Source organism: Aliiroseovarius sediminilitoris, from assembly GCF_900109955.1.
Classification (GTDB): domain Bacteria; phylum Pseudomonadota; class Alphaproteobacteria; order Rhodobacterales; family Rhodobacteraceae; genus Aliiroseovarius; species Aliiroseovarius sediminilitoris.
Map to the genome: position 1 here is coordinate 2,888,092 of NZ_FOJB01000001.1, position 17,142 is coordinate 2,905,233.

Below are 17,142 nucleotides of genomic sequence, written 5' to 3' on the forward strand. Positions count from 1 at the left end.
ATGGGGCGCGATCTGAACCTTCTGTCTTATTTCACGCGCCACGCCACAGTGGCGAACCTTCTTCTGGTGGTGCTGATCGCCCTTGGCCTGTTCGCCTACCCCCGGATGCGGGCGCAGTTCTTTCCCGATGTGGTGATCGAAAGCGTCTCGGTGCAGACCACGTGGCAGGGCGCTGGTGCCGAAGACGTGGACGAGGCGATTGTGCAGGTCATGGAACCCGCCCTTCTGGCGGTCGAAGGCGTGGAAAGCGTCAGCTCACGATCCTTCGAAGGCAGCGCCAGTATCACGCTGGAGTTTGAACCCGGCTGGGATGTCGCCCGTGCGGCCGATGATGTGCAAACCGCCGTGGATGAACTGTCAGACTTGCCGGAAGATGCCGACACACCGCAGGTCAGGCGCGGCGCGTGGCGCGACAGTGTGACGGATGTTGTCATTTCCGGCCCTGTCGGGATCGAACAACTTGGGCGTTTCGCCGATGAGATGATCATCCGCCTGTTCGAACGTGGCGTCACACGGACCGGTATTCGCGGGTTCGAAGCGCCACGAACGGTAGTCGAAGTGACTTCATTGTCGCTGATCGAGCACGACGTTACCATGGCCCAAATCGCCGAGGCCATCGCGGGCGAAGTGAGCGCCGCCCCGGCGGGCGACGTGGCGTCCGGTGCTGCGCGTGTGCGCACAGGCGTTGCCAAACGCAGCGCCGACCAGATCGAGGCGATTGTTCTAAGGTCAAACCCCGACGGATCGAAACTGACCGTTGGTGACGTGGCTCAGGTGAATGTTGAAGGTGTTGACCGCAACCGATCCTATTTCGTCGGCGACGATGCGGCGATTGCGCTGAACGTGTCCCGCTCGGCCCAGGGCGATGCCATCCGAATGCAGGAAATTGTCGAAGAGGTCCGCGCCGAACTGCTGCCCACGCTGCCCGATGGGGTGAAAATCTCGCTGGTGCGCACCCGGTCCGATTTGATCACGGCCCGGATCAACATCTTGATGAAAAACGGCTTGCAGGGGCTGGCCCTTGTGCTTTTGCTGCTGTTCCTGTTTCTGAACGCCCGCACCGCGTTTTGGGTGGCAGCGGGTATTCCTGTCGCGATGACCACCGCGATCTTCCTGATGTATATGTCGGGGTTGACGCTGAACATGATCTCGCTGTTCGCGCTGATCATCACGCTGGGGATCGTGGTCGATGATGCCATCGTGGTAGGCGAACACGCAGATTTTCGCGCCCGCAGGCTGGGTGAAGGCCCGATCGAGGCGGCGGAAAATGCAGCCAAACGCATGTTTCCGCCGGTGTTTTCTGCAACTCTGACCACGGTGATCGCATTTTTTGGCCTGACCGCCATTGGCGGACGGTTTGGCGATATGATCGCCGATATTCCCTTTACCGTGATCGTGGTGCTGGTGGCGTCGCTGGTCGAATGTTTCCTGATCCTGCCACACCACATGGCGCACGCCCTGACCCACACCGTGAAGGAACATTGGTACGACTGGCCGTCGCGTCAGGTGAACAAAGGGTTTCGGTGGGTGCGTGATCACGCATTCCGGCGTGTGATGGGCTGGGTGATCAAGGCCCGCTATCCGGTAATTGCCATGGCACTGATGATCCTTGCCAGCCAGACGTCGATCTTTATCCGCGGTGATCTGGCGTTCCGCTTCTTCAACGCCCCTGAACAGTCATCTGTCACGGGGAACTTTGCGATGGTGTCCGGCGCGACGAAGGATGACACGCTCGACATGATGCGGCTTGTTCAGGACGCGGTCGAGAATACGGCAGCCGAGTTTGAAAGCAAATACGGCCGTAACCCGGTGGTGCATGCTTTGGCACAAATTGGCGGCAATGCCGGGCGCGGACTGTCCGGCGTGGATGGCAAAGATACCGATCTGCTTGGATCCGTGTCGGTCGAACTGATTGATGCGGACCTGCGCCCCTATAGTGCGTTTGCCTTTGTCGGTGCGCTGCAAGAAGCGGTTGCAAGCCACCCTCTGCTTGAGGTGTTGTCATTCCGTGGCAACCGCCATGGCCCAGGTGGCGATAGTCTGGATGTCGAGTTTTACGGCGCGACATCTGACCAGCTGAAAGCCGCATCCGAGGCGTTTATCACCCGTATGTCGGCCTTTCCCGAAGTCTCGGCGCTGGAGGACAGCCTGTCTTATGACAAAGAGGAGTTGATCCTTGATCTGACGGCGCAGGGGCAGGCGCTTGGCTTTACCATCGACGGTCTGGGGCGCGTGCTGCGCAACCGCCTGAACGGGATCGAGGCGGCCAGCTATCCCGATGGCACCCGGTCGGCTGAGATCCGGGTGCAATTGCCCGAAACCGAACAGACGTCGGACTTCCTGGAACGCACACAGCTGCGCACGGACAGCGGCACCTATGTGAACCTGGCTGATCTCGTCTCGGTCCGATCACGCACCGGGTTTGCCAGCGTTCAGCGCGAAAACGGCATCCGTCTGGTCAATGTGACCGGCGATATCGACGAAAACAACGCCGCCCGCGCCGAGGAAATCCAACGCACCATTGAAACCGAAATCCTGCCAGAACTGGCCGAGGATTTTGGCATCGCCTTCCAACTGGGCGGCTTGGCCGAGCAACAGCAGGAATTCCTGTCGGACGCGAAATCCGGCCTGATCCTGGTGCTGTTGGGTATATTTCTGACACTGGCGTGGATTTTTTCCAGCTGGACGCGGCCGTTGGTGGTCATGGCGATCATCCCCTTCGGTCTGGTCGGTGCCATTTTCGGCCACGTGCAATGGGGGGTGCCCTTGTCCATGTTCTCGGTCGTCGGGTTGATTGGCATGACGGGCATCATCATCAACGATTCAATCGTGTTGGTGACGACCATAGATGAATACGCACGTGAACGCGGATTGGTGCCTGCCATCATTGACGGGGCGGCAGACCGGTTGCGGCCTGTGATGCTGACCACGATGACGACAGTGCTGGGGCTTGGGCCGTTGCTTTATGAAACATCGCGACAAGCTCAATTCCTGAAACCCACTGTGATCACGCTGACCTATGGGCTGGGCTTTGGCATGGTGCTTGTGCTGCTGGTGGTGCCCGCGCTGGTGGCCATACAGGCAGATATGAGCAGAATGGTTCATGCCCTGAAACGGGTGTGGCGGGGGCGTGCACGCAAGGGGCTGAAACCGGCAACCTTGCTGGTCGCTGGTGCAGCACTGGCGATGCTGGCCGCCTTCGCGCTGGCAGTGATGTTCTGGGGGCTAAGCGCGCAAAGCATCGCGGGTTTCGTACTGATCAGTGCAGGTATCGCGGTTCTGGGTTATCTGGCCGGTGCGGTCGCGTTGCGTGGACGCAGGGCCTAGTCAAACCGGGCCTAGTCAAACCGGGCTTAGTCGAACGTCCCGGTCACGCGCCCCAGCAACATGAAGGCCCGCGCTGTGCGTGTGTCGGCCAAAGCCGCAATATCCGCGTCAGAGGCATTCTTTTCAAAGCCCGCAAAGGTCTGATCGAACCGACGCAGAAAATGGTGAGCCGCATCGCGGAAGATCGGGTCTTGCTTCATGCGCCCGGCGGTCAGGGCCAAAGAAGACCTGTCTCGAACGCCACCCAGCGCGGCCACACTGCGCCCACGTTCCCCCGCCGCAAACTTGCGCCAGATTTCGGGGCGCGCACGGTCGGGGCGCAGGTCGTCCATATATATCCCATCCTGCGACAACAGGGTCAGCACATCTTGCGAAGCTTGCACCAGCCCGGCGACCTGTCGGTCATCCAGTGCGCGGCGCAATGCCCGGAACCCATCCGCATCTTCAGCGGTTTCGGGGAAATGCAGCGCGCGGATAAAATCCTCGATCGACAGGGGTGGGTTCAGGTCTTCGACCGGGGTGCCAAGCGCAAGGCTTGTTTGGTCCGCAGTGGTCTGACCCACCGCATCGGACGCAATGGCGGGGCTTGGATTGACGGGTGTTGGGTTGGCCAGCGTCGGCATGCCGGGCCGGATCGAGGTAAAAGTCGCAAGCGCGCTTTCGGTCTTGCGGCTGACCTTTGCAATCTCTTCCAGCTTTTGTTCGACCTTAGACGCCTGAGCAGGCGTGCCGGTGAAACCCTGCTGTTGCTGGATATAGGCCGTGCGCATTGCGTCAATCGCGGCGCTCAGGCGGACGCTTTCCTCGCGCATGATCCGTGCCGACCGCAGCGCGGCAACCGCGACCCAGATCACGGCAACAGGCATAATCACCGCCACCAGCGTCATCAGAAATTGCAACGGTTGGGACAAGCCTTCGCCATCACTGCTGCCGAATCCCAGAACCAGAAAGAACAGGATGCACCCGGCCAGCCACAGGCCGGACAGCAAAAGGCCGATGACCTCGCCCCCGCTGAGCGACGGAACCTGTGCGTTCAGCGCACTCATACGTCCCGTTCCCAGACTTCCGGATCCGCTTTTCGTCTTGTCGTTCATCCTGTCCCTCGTGTCCGCAACGCGCGGCGTCAGATCCATTCGATCTTCAGGATCTCATAAGCCTTTTCGCCACCGGGTGTGCGCACTTCAACGCTGTCGCCTTCTTCCTTGCCGATCAATCCACGCGCCAGCGGGGACTTGATGTTCAGCTTTCCGTTCTCGATGTCGGCTTCCGGTTCGCCCACGATCTGATAGGTCTTTTCTTCGTCCGTGTCTTCGTCGACGATCGTCACGGTGGCCGAAAACTTCACCGCGCCTGACAAGGTCGCAGGGTCAATCACCTCGGCCAGCGACAAGACGCCTTCCAATTCCTTGATCCGACCTTCAATGAAGCTCTGTTTTTCGCGGGCGGAATGGTATTCTGCGTTCTCGGATAAATCACCATGCTCGCGCGCTTCCGCAATCGCGCGGATGATGGCCGGGCGTTCCTCGGATTTGAGCTGCTTCAATTCATCGTTCAGCGCAGTGTGACCCGCGCGCGTCAGCGGTATCTTATCCATGAGACCTATCGTTCTGCCGTGGCCAATGCGTATAGACACATTGACAGTGTTATTATCGGATCGTCTTGATCATTCTGGCGGGCAATCGACCCGGTTGTGCCGAAAATCTAGCAAACACGCGCGATTTGCAACGGCATTATTCAGCAAAGTGGTCGCAAATGGGCACGACATTGCCGAATGGGAATGTCAGCGCAAACAGGTGGAAAATCGGTGCAAAACACTCCTTGGATGCGGTTGTAACGCAGTGTCCCGATTGACCCGCCGGGTGGGCCAAGCTAACGATCTTGCGAAACGGACCATCCGGGGAAAAGAAAATGAGCGACATTGAACGCGAAAGCATGGAATACGATGTGGTCATCGTGGGCGCAGGCCCGGCTGGCCTGTCAGCGGCCATACGCCTGAAGCAACAAAACGCCGATCTGAATGTGGTTGTGCTGGAAAAAGGGTCCGAGGTCGGGGCGCACATCCTGTCTGGCGCGGTGCTGGATACCTGTGGGTTGGACAAGCTGATCCCGGATTGGAAAGACAAGGGCGCACCGATCAATGTGCCGGTTAAGAAAGACAATTTCCTTGTACTTGGCCCGGCAGGCCACCTGCGCGTGCCCAACTGGCCAATGCCGCCCCTGATGAACAACCACGGCAACTATATCGTCTCAATGGCGAATGTCTGCCGCTGGATGGCCGGGCAAGCCGAAGAGCTGGGTGTCGAGATCTTTCCCGGCATGGCTTGCTCTGATCTGGTCTTCGGCGACAACGGCGAAGTCAAAGGCGTTGTCGCCGGTGTCTTCGGGCTGGAAGAAGACGGCAGCTATGGCCCCAACACCGAACCGGGGATGGAACTGCACGGCAAATATGTCTTCATTTCGGAAGGGGTGCGTGGGTCGTTGGCGAAAGAGATTATTGCCAAGTATGACCTGCAAGCGGGGCGCGACGCGCCGAAATTCGGCCTTGGCATGAAAGAGATCTGGGAGATCGATCCAGAAAAGCACCACGAAGGCACCGTGACCCACACAATGGGCTGGCCCTTGGGTAAGAATGCCGGTGGCGGTTCGTTCATCTATCACCTTGAGAACAATCAGGTGTTCGTGGGCTTCGTGGTTCACTTGAACTACAAGAACCCGCATTTGTATCCCTATATGGAATTCCAGCGTTTCAAGCATCACCCCGAGATCGCAAAGCTGCTTGAGGGCGGCAAACGCGTGGCATACGGCGCGCGCGCAATATCCGAAGGTGGTTATCAGTCGATGCCCAAAGCCTCGTTCCCCGGCGGTGCTCTGCTGGGCTGTTCGGTCGGGCTGGTGAACGTGCCGCGCATCAAGGGCAACCACAACGCCATGTTGTCGGGGATTGCTGCTGCGGATGCTGCCGTGAAAGCCATTGCTGCCGGCCGTTCAGGCGACGAGCTTGCCGAATACGAAGACGAACTGCGCACAGGTGACGTTGCCAAAGACTTGAAAAAGGTGCGTAACGTCAAACCGCTCTGGTCGAAATTTGGTCTGACCGCATCGCTGGTGCTGGGCGGGTTTGACATGTGGGTTCAGTCGCTTTTGGGCTTCTCGCCCTTCGGCACGGTCAAGCACGGCAAGAACGACGCACAGGCCACCGGCAAGGCGGCCGATTTTCCGATCATCGACTATCCGAAACCTGACGGCAAACTGTCATTTGATCGCCTGACCAACGTTTCCTTTTCGGCGACCAACCACGAAGAAAGCCAGCCCTGTCACCTGAAGCTGACCAACCCCGATCTGCCAATCAAGGTCAACCTGCCCGAATACGCCGAACCTGCGCAGCGATATTGCCCGGCAGGCGTGTACGAAGTGGTCGAGGAAGACGGCAAAGACCCGCGCTTCGTCATCAACTTTCAGAACTGCGTGCACTGCAAAACCTGTGACATCAAAGACCCAAGCCAGAACATCACCTGGACTGTTCCGCAGGGTGGCGATGGGCCGAATTATCCGAACATGTAACACCCTGTTCCGAAAAAACGCAAAAGTGAGGGGTGGCCATGTGCCACCCCTCATTGTTTTCGCCGTGCTTGCCGATTAGGTTCCAACTCAATGCTTCGACCTGCGAAGCCATCTAATATGAAAGTTGTCCGTGGTGCCCCTTAGATTTTCCGCCTCTCGCCAACTTGTCGCCGCCATGGCGGCAGCAATCTATCTTTCCGGTTTCACGCCCCTCATGGCGCAGGCCAATGCGGCGGGGCCCTATCTGGCGGCGCGGCAGGCCGACCTGTCCGGCGATTTCGCCAAAGTGGTCGAATATGGAACGCGCGCGCTGGTGGAAAACCCGGACCGCGCAGATGTGTTGGAAGGGTTGGTTGTCTCGCATACGGCCTTGGGCGAAGTTGACAAGGCCTTGCCGTATGCACACCGCTTGGCCTCGATCAATCCCGACAATCAACTGGCGGGCCTTGTTCTTCTGGGCGATGCACTGGCCAGCGAAAAATGGGCAGAAGCAATTGCTCTGCTGGAAAGCGGTATTTCAGTGGCCGGCGTGGTCGACCAGATGATCACGGCCTGGGCCAATCTGGGCCAAGGCCAGATGTCACAGGCGCTTGAGGTGTTCGACGCCTTGTCGCAAGATCCCAACAGCCGTTCTTTCGCCCAATTCCAGAAGGCGCTCGCGCTGGCTCATGTCGGCGATTTTGAAGGCGCCGCAAGCATTCTTGGAGGTGATCAAGGTGCATTGCAACTGAACCGCGGCGGTATTCTGGCTTATGCACAGGTGTTGAGCCAGCTTGATCGCCACGCCGATGCCTTGGAGCTTTTGAAGGCCAATGCCTCTCCGCTGGTCGACCCGGAGGTCGACGACATCATCGCCCGGCTGGAAGCGGGCGAAGTATTGCCATTCACCGGAATCACCTCGCCGAATGACGGGGTTGCGGAACTGTTTTTCGCGGTGGCCGAAAGTCGCAGTGTCGACAGCGACCCGACCATCGCGCTGATCTTCAGCCGCCTTGCAGAACACCTGAATCCGAAAAACGCCACGGCCACCTTGCTGTCTGCACGACTGTTGGAGCAGTTGGAGCGTCACGACCTCGCGGTCGAGGCTTACGGTCGCGTCCCGAAGGACAGTCTTCTGTATCAGGAGGCCGCATTGGGGCGCACCGATGTCCTGCGCCGATCCGAGAAATTTGATGAAGCCATCGAAGAGCTAAGCGCCCTGGCCGATGCCTATCCCGAGACGTTACGGTTCAGGGTTGCCTTGGGTGATACGCTGATGCAACTGGACCGTTTCAAAGAGGCGCGTGCGGCCTATGATCAGGCCATCGCCGAATTCTCGGAAGACTTGCCTGGTCAGTGGGCCACCTATTTCCAGCGCGCGATAGCGCTGTCCAAACTTGACGAATGGCCGGCTGCCGAGGCTGATTTCCGCAAGGCACTGGAACTTAGCCCCGACGAGCCGAATGTCCTGAACTATCTTGGCTACACCTATGTTGAGCGACAAGAAAATCTGGACGAGGCGCTGGACATGATCGAACGCGCCGTCGCCGCACGCCCCGACAGCGGCTATATCGTTGACAGCCTGGGATGGGTGTTTTTCCGTTTGGGGCGCTATGACGAAGCCGTCGAACAGATGGAACGTGCGGTCGAACTTATTCCCGTTGATCCGATCCTGAATGACCATCTGGGCGACACCTATTGGGCGGTGGGGCGCCAACGCGAAGCCGAGTTCCAGTGGAGCCGCGCCTTGAGCTTTGTCACCGACGATACGGATCTGGAAGAAATGAACCCCGATCGAGTCCGCCGCAAGCTTGAGGTCGGGTTGGACGTAGTGTTGGAAGAAGAAGGGGCGCCCCCCCTTAACGCCGCCGAATGACGATCACCAAGGTTTTCGCCCCCGCGAAGGTGAACCTGACGCTGCATGTGACGGGTCAGCGCAAGGATGGCTATCACTTGCTGGACAGTCTGGTGATGTTCGCCGATGTCGGCGACCGGGTGACGGTCATGTCCGCACCGAAACCATTGTTCGAGGTCACAGGACCACGCGCCACAGGTGTACCGACGGATGACACCAATCTTGTGGTGCGTGCCGCCGCGCTGTTCGACATCCCGGCTCACATCATCCTGTCCAAATACCTTCCCGCCTCTGCCGGGATCGGGGGCGGCAGCTCAGACGCCGCTGCGACCATCCTCGCGCTGTCCGAAATCACTGGCGACACCTGTTTGCCCGAAGGCGTCACCGATTTGGGAGCAGATGTGCGGGTATGTCTGATGCGGCAGGCGGCGCGGATGCGCGGCATTGGCGAGGATGTGATACCCTGCCCCGGTCTGCCGCCGCTCTTCGCCGTCCTTGCCAATCCCGGCATCGAGGTGCCGACGCCTGCGGTCTTCAAGGCGCTTGCAAACAAGGCAAACCCACCCATGCCCAAGCGCCTGCCGCACGGCATTAAGACACGCGAGTTCATCGATTGGCTGGCCAGCCAACGCAACGACCTGGAGCCTCCGGCTCTTTCGACAGCCCCGGTGATTGCTGACGTATTGCAAGCGCTTGCGTCGTTGCCCGAGGCTCGACTTGCGCGCATGTCCGGGTCAGGGGCAACCTGTTTTGCCTTGTTTGAAACTGACAAGGCCGCAAAAGGCGCGGCCCAATTGCTATCGGATCAACAGCCAGCTTGGTGGATCGAACCCGCCCGCCTCAGCTGATCCGCGCCACCACATAGTCCGCGATGTCGTGCAGCATGTCGCGAATGGGATCATCCGGTAGCACCGCCAACGCCGCCTTTGCCTTGTCAGCCCAGACCATCGCATCTGCGCGCGTGTCTTCCAAAGCGCCATGCTGGTGCATCAGTGCCAGCGCATGATCCAGATCCCCATCTTGCTGTCGGCCTTTTTCGATGGTCCGGGTCCAGAACGCACGTTCCTCTGCATCCGCCTTGGCAATGGCCTTGATCAAGGGAAGCGTCAGCTTGCGTTCGCGGAAATCGTCACCGATGTTCTTGCCAATCGCATCGCCGCCCGTGAAATCCAGCAAGTCATCGACGATCTGGAATGACACCCCCAGCGCATCGCCATAACCGAACAGCGCCTTGACCTGCGCCTCGCCTGCGCCGGCAATCACGCCGCCCACCTCGGTTGCTGCGGAAAACAGCGCGGCGGTCTTGCCGCGCACCACTTGCAGATAAATCGCCTCGTCCGTGGCCAGATCCTGTGCGGCGGTCAGTTGCAGCACTTCACCTTCCGCAATCGTGGCCGAAGCGTTGGCCAGAATATCCAGCACCCGCAAATTACCTGTCTCGACCATCAATTGGAAACTACGCGAGAACAGATAGTCGCCAACCAGAACGCTGGACTTGTTGTCCCACAACAGATTGGCGGTGGGTCGTCCGCGACGCTGGCCGCTTTCGTCCACAACATCGTCATGCAACAGCGTGGCGGTGTGAATAAACTCGACCGTTGCGGCCAGATGAATGTGGTAAGGCCCCCTATAGCCACACAACTTCGCCGCCGCCAATGTCAGCATGGGGCGCAGCCGTTTGCCGCCCGCGTCCACCAGATGTGCTGTCACCTCGGGAATGCGTGGCGCGTTTTTCGATGCCATACGCTGACTGATCAGGGCATTCACTGCTGCCATCTCGTCCTTGAGATACGCGCCCAAACGTTCGTGCGGTTTATGTGCAGCTTCGATCAGCATGATCACCTTCCCGTCAACTTGCCCGACAACCGGCTCGACAAATCCGTGGCCCTGTCATTAAGTCCATATCTATGAGAGAGCTTCTTCGGACAACAGACCCAACATTGATCCCTTTTGTCACAGCCCTGCTTGATGGCGAGGATATAGACTGCTTTACGATGGACGTCCATATGAGCGCGCTGGAAGGTTCGATCGGAATACTGCCGCGGCGCCTGATGGTTCTTGAGCGGGATCTGTTCCGGGCACGTGCCGTTTTGCGCGACAACGGTGTGGACTTCGAAGGCTGACCCATGACCTCTGCCACCTCAGATCTGACGAATGACGCGTTTCTGGGCGGACAACTGACATTGACGCAGCCTGCGTCCGGTTATCGTGCTGGCGTTGATCCGGTGTTTCTGGCCGCTGCCGCTCCCGCTCGATCCGGACAATCGGTTTTGGAACTGGGTTGCGGGGCGGGTGCGGCAAGTCTTTGCCTTGGACGACGCGTGGCTGGGCTGCGCATGGTAGGGCTTGAGCAGCAAGCAATCTATGCCGATCTGGCCCAGCGCAATGCGCTACAGAATGCCATTCCACTGACCATCTATCAAGGTGATCTGGAAAACATGCCCGCGGACCTTCGGCAGGACCGGTTCGATCATGTCATCATGAACCCCCCTTATTTTCGGCGCGACCGCGGCACGTCATCGCCCGACGGGATCCGCGAAGGCGCATTGGGCGAGGTTACACCGCTGACCGCGTGGCTTGATCACGCCACCCGCCGCTTGCTGCCCGGCGGTTATTTGACGCTGATCCAGAACGCTGAGCGTTTGCCCGAGGTTCTGTGCGCGATGGACAGCAGGCTCGGGTCAATCGTGGTAAAGCCCCTGTGTCCCCGGATCGGACGCGCAGCATCGCTGGTGATCGTGCAGGCGCGCAAGGGTGCGCGCGGAGCGTTTCGTCTGGCAGCGCCTCTTGTCGTGCACGAAGGATCTCATCACACGGAGGATCACGAGCACTACACGCCGGAAGTCGCTGCGATTTTGCGCAAGGGTGGCGCCTTGCCTCTTTGATAAACACGCGATTTTGCGCCGCTTGCTGAATGTTTTTTCACCAACACCCCTTCACTCTTAGTGACAAGCCACCAAATATATGGTGCACTTAACCTGTCCATACACATCAGAGGAGGAGCGCCATGAGCATGAGTTCGCATCTTGAAGAGCTGCGGAGAAAACACGAGGTTCTCTCTGAAAAGGTCGAGGCGATACAACGGTCGCCCGGCAGCAGCGACCACGAGATTACTGAGCTTAAGAAGCAGAAACTCCTGCTCAAAGAGGAAATTGAGCGTCTCGCAACCGCCTAAGGCCAATCAGACCGGGTCAGTTGCCTGCGCTTCGTGCCGAACTGGCCCGCGCGGCCATCGCCGCGCCGAATGTGATAAGAACACCGGCAAGAATCAATGACGGTCGGGGGTCTGCCACACCGGCAACGATAAGGACGAGCGTCGACAACAAGGGCGCGCCATAGCTGGCGACGCCCAACAGTTGGATGTCGCCCTGCTTTACCCCAACATCCCAAACATAGAACGCCAGCCCAACCGGGCCCAGCCCAAGCCCCAGAACGGCAGTCCATCCCAGTGCATTGGGCGGCCATACCGTTGTTTCCCAAAGCAAATGCGCGCCCGTCGAAAGAACCGCCGTCATAAGACAAAACACAGTGACAGAGGCTGTCGGTGTGTTGCCCAACCGGCGCGACAAGACGGAATAGCCAGACCACGTTAGCGCACCTAGAAAGGCCAAACCAAACCCCGGAAGCGCATCGGTGGCAAACCCGGTGGCACCACCAAGCACGAGGATCGCCGCGCCGATGAACGAGATCACTGCGCCTAAAATGTGCAGAGGTTCGAGCCGCTCCCCTGGTAAGAGGCCAGAGAACAAAACGATCAACAACGGCCACAGATAGGCAATCAGCCCAGCCTCGGCCGCGGGCGCCATGCGCAACGCCGAGAAATACAGCGCGTGATAGCCAAACAGGCCCAGCGTGCCGAACAGATAGACGCGCCAACTGATCTGGCGCAACACGCGGAACTCACCCGCCCAACCGATCCAAACCAGCCCGACCGCGCTGCCAACCAGAAACGTCATCGCGGCCAGTTGGAACGGCGGCACCGGCACGGTTCCCACGGTGAACAAGGCCAGCAGCGACCACAGCAGCACAGCCACAAACCCGATCGCAGTCGCCTTTCCTTTTGTCATGCCAGGTCCTCGACCGGAATGACCGTCATATCCGTCGCGCAGGAGGCCGTCTTGGTCATCTCAGCCAGGATCCAATCTCGGAAGGCTGCTATGTCTGGTCGGCTCTCCTGCCCAAGACGGCATAGGAATCGAAATTTCGCTGCTGTCCCCAACGCTATCTTGAAAGGTGCCACCAGTCGCCCATCCGCAAGATATTTTACGACAAATGCCCGGCGTCCCAGCACCACACCAGCGCCGGACAAAGCAGCGTCCAGAGCGTGATCGAACTGTGAAAAACTCGACGAAATTCGCGGCACTCCTTCGATACCAACCGCCTTGAACCAAGCCTGCCAGTCGCACGCGGGATTTAGAAAATCATCTGAGCTGTTGTGGATCAACGGCGCTTGCAGCAATTCTTGCGGTGTCGTGAACCGTTTGGCAAATTCGGGCAGCATGACCGGCGCCAACCACTCCGGCTCAAGAGGTTGCGAAAAAAGTCCATCGTCAGGGCCATACCCGAAACGGATGGCCACATCCACTTCGTCCGTGTTCAGATCCATCATTCGTAAACCGGCGGTGAACCTTAGCTCAATGTCCGGGTGGGCTTGGGCGAAGGCAAACATGCGCGGCGCAAGCCATTTGGCCGTGAAGGCCGGTCCAGCCGTCACCGTCAGAACATCAGCTTCTACGCTGCGGCGGGCCGCACGCCATGCCGCTGTCAGCGCCCCAAACCCCTCGGCTGCACCGGGGGCCAGGATGCGTCCTGCTTCGGTCAACTCGACCGCGCGATTCAACCGGTTGAACAGCGGTGCACCAAAATGCTCTTCAAGTGATTTGATCTGGAACGACAACGCTGCCGGGGTCACGTTCAATTCAGCCGCCGCACGTTGAAACGACATGTGGCGCGCAGCCGCATCAAAGGCGCGCAAGGCGGTCAGTGGTGGCAGTCGATCAGTCATTCAGTTAAGTATCGCTTATGCGAAAGCATCGAAAGTCTCATTTGTGCATTTCTTTCAAGCACCAGATACTTGGTCAAGTCAAAATAGCTTATCAAGGACAAGGCCATGTTAGAGACAGCCACAAACGATCCGAACCTTCGCCGTGCCTATGATCGCGCACATGCACAACGTGCAGAATATGTCACAGCAGCCCTTCGACGGATGCACGCGGTTTTGTGGCGGCCTTGGCCAAATGCAAACGGGGCCAGCCAACTCAGCCAGCCCCTGAATTGCGATTGTCCGGCGTGATCAGACGAAGAATTGCGCGCCATTGGCCGAGATGGTCGACCCGTTTATGAATTGCGCATCATCTGATGCCAGGAAGGTCACGCAGCGCGCGATTTCTTCGGGCTCGCCAAGCCGCCCCGCCGGGATGCCCGAGATGATAGACTCGCGCACTTTTTCCGGCACAGCCATCACCATTTCGGTGGCGATGTAGCCGGGGCAAATTGCGTTGGCCGTGATGCCCGCGCGCGCACCTTCCTGGGCCAGCGACTTAACGATCCCCAGATCGCCCGCCTTGGTCGCGGCATAATTCACCTGACCAAACTGACCTTTCTGCCCATTGATCGAGCTGATCACGATGATCCGGCCAAACTTGCGTTCGCGCATACCGGGCCAAACGGGGTGAACCGTATTGAACACACCCGTCAGGTTGGTGTCGATCACCTCTTGCCACTGTTCGGGCGTCATCTTGTGAAACGGAGCGTCCCGCGTGATGCCCGCGTTGGCGACCACGACATCAATCGGCCCGACCTCCGCTTCGACCTGCGCCAACCCGTTCTTGGAGGCTTCGTAGTCGCCGACGTTCCATTTATATGTCTTGATGCCAGTTTCTTTGGTGAAGGCCGCGGCCTTTTCGTCGTTGCCTGCATAAGTGGCAGCCACGTCGTAGCCGTCTGCTTTCAGGGCTTTGGAAATTGCCGCGCCAATGCCGCGCGACCCACCTGTGACCAGTGCAACTCGAGCCATGTAATCCTCCGTTATAGAATCTAGGTATGGAAACACTGTTACCTTTTACATACCCGCTGCGCAATATTGTTGCGCAAACATTTTGCCGCAATGCAGATATATTTTCCGGCATAACCGCAATCTGACAAAAAAGACGCCCGAAGGCGCCTTTTCTTCAATTTGTTTCGATGTTTTACGGGCGCTCAAGGCACATGGCCACACCCATACCGCCACCGATACACAGGGTCGCCAGACCTTTCTTGGCATCGCGGCGCTTCATCTCGAACAGAAGTGTATTCAAGATGCGGCAGCCAGACGCGCCAATCGGGTGGCCGATGGCAATCGCGCCGCCGTTCACGTTCACGATGGAAGTATCCCAGTCCATTTCCTTGTTAACGGCGCAGGCCTGAGCCGCAAATGCCTCGTTCGCTTCCACAAGGTCAAGATCCTGCGCTTTCCAGCCCGCCTTTTCCAACGCCTTGGTCGAGGCGTGGATCGGGCCGACACCCATGATCGACGGGTCCAGCCCGGCGGTCGCATAGGAGGCAATGCGCGCCAACGGCTCCAACCCGCGTTTTTCGGCTTCATCGGCGGTCATCAGCAACACAGCCGCTGCACCGTCATTGATGCCCGAAGCGTTTGCCGCTGTGACCGAACCGTCTTTGGTAAACGCCGGGCGCAGCTTCTGCATGGCATCCATCGTTGCGCCATGACGGATGTATTCGTCCTGATCGACAACGGTCTCTCCCTTGCGGGTCTTCACTGTGAACGGAATGATTTCATCGGCGAACTTGCCCGCCTTCTGGGCGGCTTCCGCCTTGTTTTGCGATGCAACCGCAAATTCATCCTGCATATCGCGGGTGATTTGCCATTGCTGGGCAACATTCTCGGCGGTTTGACCCATGTGATAGCCGTTGAAGGCATCCCACAGACCGTCTTTGATCATGCAATCGATGAATTTCATATCGCCCATCTTGTGACCGGAACGCAAGTGCGCCACGTGGGGGCTGAGCGACATGTTTTCCTGTCCTCCAGCGGCGACGATGGCCGCATCCCCAAGCATCACATGCTGGGCACCAAGGGCCACGGTGCGCAGACCAGACCCGCAAACCTGGTTGATCCCCCAGGCCGAGCTTTCCTTGGGAAGCCCTGCATTGATATGTGCCTGACGCGCGGGGTTCTGACCCTGACCGGCTTGCAGCACCTGGCCCAAAATGGTCTCGCTGACTTCGGACTTGTCGATTCCGGCGCGGGCGACGATGGCCTCAAGCACAGCGGCACCAAGATCGTGGGCAGGTGTGTTGGCAAATGAGCCCGAGAAGCTGCCGACGGCAGTCCGCGCGGCGGATACGATTACAACGTTGGTCATGATGGGTCCTTTTCCTCCGAACTGACGGTTCCATGCTTTCAAGTCGTCGCCAAGGGACGGTTTTCAAGCGGGAAACCGATGTTGGACGTATCCTGTGCTGCATCGCAGAGGAAATCAAGTCGCACGCGCGGGTTGCGACCGTAAGGACCAATTGCGCCCTTGGATCAGGCCACCTTTTGCCAATAGGGATTTATCGTCGGGGCACCGAAATAATACCCCTGCATGCAATCCACACCGATCGAGGCCAGATAGGCGGCATCCAGATGGTTTTCGACGCTTTCCGCCACGGTGAACATGTCGAAATGCCTGGCCAGCGACAGCATAGCTTCGGTCAGGATTTGATTGTCTGCGTTTTGGTGAATGCCGCGGATGAACTCGCCGTCAATCTTAAGGATGTCAAAATAGAAGTCTTTGAGATACCGGAAAGAAGTGAACCCAGCGCCGAAGTCGTCCAGCGCGAAGCTGATCCCCTTTTTTTGCAGGTCGGCCATGAATACCTGCACCAGATCGGGCATGGTGATCGCAGTGCGTTCGGTGATTTCAAGGATCAACCGTTCGCCCACCGTCGAATTGTCCTGCAAACCGCGTTCCAGAACGCGTGTCCAGCCCGGATAGGCGATGGAACGGGCCGACATATTGATGGCCAGCCGCAATCCCGGTTCGGCCGCCAGAACCTCCAGCCCCTTTTCCAGAGCCAGCGCGTCCAGAATGCGCCCCATCTCGGTGTCTTCGACGGCATCTATGAAACTTTTGGCGGGAATCACCCGGCCCGAGGCGTCATGCACGCGCAGCAAGCCTTCATAGAACGCCATTCGGTCGGGATTGGCCGTCTGCACCACAGGCTGATAGGCCAGTTTGACCTGTTTGTGGCGCAATGCGTGGCGCACAAGGTCCAATGCCTCGCTATCGCGCAATTCGACCGCGACGGACAGTGGATCGCTCATCGGTGCCGATACTGGCATCTCGTCCCGTTTCAGGTGTTGCATCATTGAATCTCCGTCGCAGCGATGGGACATTGATGCGTCACATATGCTAACAAGCTGTAAAATCCCGGAT

General features: G+C 58.7%; 16 protein-coding genes. 8 read left to right on the forward strand and 8 right to left on the reverse strand.

The genetic code is table 11. The features are described from left to right. Positions 1-3,327 carry an efflux RND transporter permease subunit gene (locus BMY55_RS14235; protein WP_091431604.1) on the forward strand — a complete coding sequence of 1,109 codons (3,327 nt, stop codon included), beginning with the start codon at positions 1-3 and terminating at the stop codon, positions 3,325-3,327. 26 nt (positions 3,328-3,353) lie between these two features. Here the strand turns inward: BMY55_RS14235 and BMY55_RS14240 are convergent, their stop codons facing one another. Both BMY55_RS14240 and greA read right to left on the reverse strand, forming a co-directional pair. Continuing rightward, entirely contained in the window at positions 3,354-4,373 is a 1,020-nt protein-coding gene (locus BMY55_RS14240; RefSeq protein ID WP_245744781.1) for a hypothetical protein, read from the reverse strand. Positions 4,374-4,450: 77 nt separating this feature from the next. Further along, positions 4,451-4,921, reverse strand: coding sequence for a transcription elongation factor GreA (gene greA / locus BMY55_RS14245; protein ID WP_091431606.1), 471 nt, complete (start codon positions 4,919-4,921; stop codon positions 4,451-4,453). Positions 4,922-5,235: 314 nt separating this feature from the next. Between greA and BMY55_RS14250 the strand changes: the two genes are divergently transcribed. The 3 genes from BMY55_RS14250 to BMY55_RS14260 all read left to right on the forward strand — a co-directional run bounded on the left by BMY55_RS14250 (position 5,236) and on the right by BMY55_RS14260 (position 9,570). Then, on the forward strand, positions 5,236-6,888 hold the full coding sequence (locus BMY55_RS14250; RefSeq protein ID WP_091431608.1) for an electron transfer flavoprotein-ubiquinone oxidoreductase: 1,653 nt from the start codon (positions 5,236-5,238) through the stop codon (positions 6,886-6,888). 133 nt (positions 6,889-7,021) lie between these two features. Further along, entirely contained in the window at positions 7,022-8,743 is a 1,722-nt protein-coding gene (locus BMY55_RS14255) for a tetratricopeptide repeat protein (protein WP_245744748.1), read from the forward strand. A 2-nt stretch (positions 8,744-8,745) separates the two neighbouring features. Next, positions 8,746-9,570, forward strand: coding sequence for a 4-(cytidine 5'-diphospho)-2-C-methyl-D-erythritol kinase (locus BMY55_RS14260; protein WP_091432669.1), 825 nt, complete (start codon positions 8,746-8,748; stop codon positions 9,568-9,570). On the opposite strand, the gene BMY55_RS14265 is transcribed toward BMY55_RS14260, so the two are convergent. Continuing rightward, positions 9,563-10,558 carry a polyprenyl synthetase family protein gene (locus tag BMY55_RS14265; protein WP_091431611.1) on the reverse strand — a complete coding sequence of 332 codons (996 nt, stop codon included), beginning with the start codon at positions 10,556-10,558 and terminating at the stop codon, positions 9,563-9,565. The two genes, BMY55_RS14260 and BMY55_RS14265, sit on opposite strands and share 8 nt — an antisense overlap. A 71-nt stretch (positions 10,559-10,629) precedes the next feature. Here BMY55_RS14265 and BMY55_RS14270 point away from each other — a divergent pair, with 71 nt between their 5' ends. The 3 genes from BMY55_RS14270 (at position 10,630) to BMY55_RS14280 (ending at position 11,897) form a co-directional block, all read left to right on the forward strand. Further along, positions 10,630-10,845 (forward strand): putative signal transducing protein, encoded by a 216-nt coding sequence (locus BMY55_RS14270; RefSeq protein WP_091431613.1) that lies wholly within the window; start codon positions 10,630-10,632, stop codon positions 10,843-10,845. Positions 10,846-10,848: 3 nt separating this feature from the next. Continuing rightward, positions 10,849-11,607, forward strand: coding sequence for a tRNA1(Val) (adenine(37)-N6)-methyltransferase (locus BMY55_RS14275; protein WP_091431615.1), 759 nt, complete (start codon positions 10,849-10,851; stop codon positions 11,605-11,607). A gap of 122 nt (positions 11,608-11,729) precedes the next feature. Continuing rightward, entirely contained in the window at positions 11,730-11,897 is a 168-nt protein-coding gene (locus BMY55_RS14280; RefSeq protein WP_091431617.1) for a DUF465 domain-containing protein, read from the forward strand. A 16-nt stretch (positions 11,898-11,913) separates the two neighbouring features. Here BMY55_RS14280 and yddG read toward each other — a convergent pair whose 3' ends face one another. Beyond that, positions 11,914-12,789, reverse strand: coding sequence for an aromatic amino acid exporter YddG (yddG, locus tag BMY55_RS14285; RefSeq protein WP_091431619.1), 876 nt, complete (start codon positions 12,787-12,789; stop codon positions 11,914-11,916). Next, a complete protein-coding gene (locus BMY55_RS14290; RefSeq protein ID WP_091431621.1) occupies positions 12,786-13,727 on the reverse strand; it encodes a transcriptional regulator GcvA in 942 nt (313 codons plus the stop codon). The genes yddG and BMY55_RS14290 overlap by 4 nt, the downstream gene beginning before the upstream one ends. Before the next feature lie 105 nt (positions 13,728-13,832). On the opposite strand from BMY55_RS14290, the gene BMY55_RS16810 reads away from it, so the two are divergent. After that, a complete protein-coding gene (locus BMY55_RS16810; protein WP_143064345.1) occupies positions 13,833-14,015 on the forward strand; it encodes a hypothetical protein in 183 nt (60 codons plus the stop codon). On the opposite strand, the gene phbB is transcribed toward BMY55_RS16810, so the two are convergent. The 3 genes from phbB to BMY55_RS14305 form a co-directional block, all read right to left on the reverse strand. Beyond that, the gene (phbB, locus tag BMY55_RS14295) at positions 14,016-14,738 is read right to left on the reverse strand and encodes an acetoacetyl-CoA reductase (RefSeq protein ID WP_091431623.1); all 723 of its coding nucleotides are present in this window, start codon (positions 14,736-14,738) and stop codon (positions 14,016-14,018) included. Between the two features lie 172 nt (positions 14,739-14,910). Further along, positions 14,911-16,086, reverse strand: a complete 1,176-nt coding sequence (locus tag BMY55_RS14300; protein WP_091431626.1) for an acetyl-CoA C-acetyltransferase — start codon at positions 16,084-16,086, stop codon at positions 14,911-14,913. 164 nt (positions 16,087-16,250) lie between these two features. After that, positions 16,251-17,075: an EAL domain-containing protein gene (locus BMY55_RS14305; protein ID WP_407639068.1), complete on the reverse strand. Its 825-nt coding sequence runs from the start codon at positions 17,073-17,075 to the stop codon at positions 16,251-16,253. Positions 17,076-17,142 lie beyond the last annotated feature (67 nt).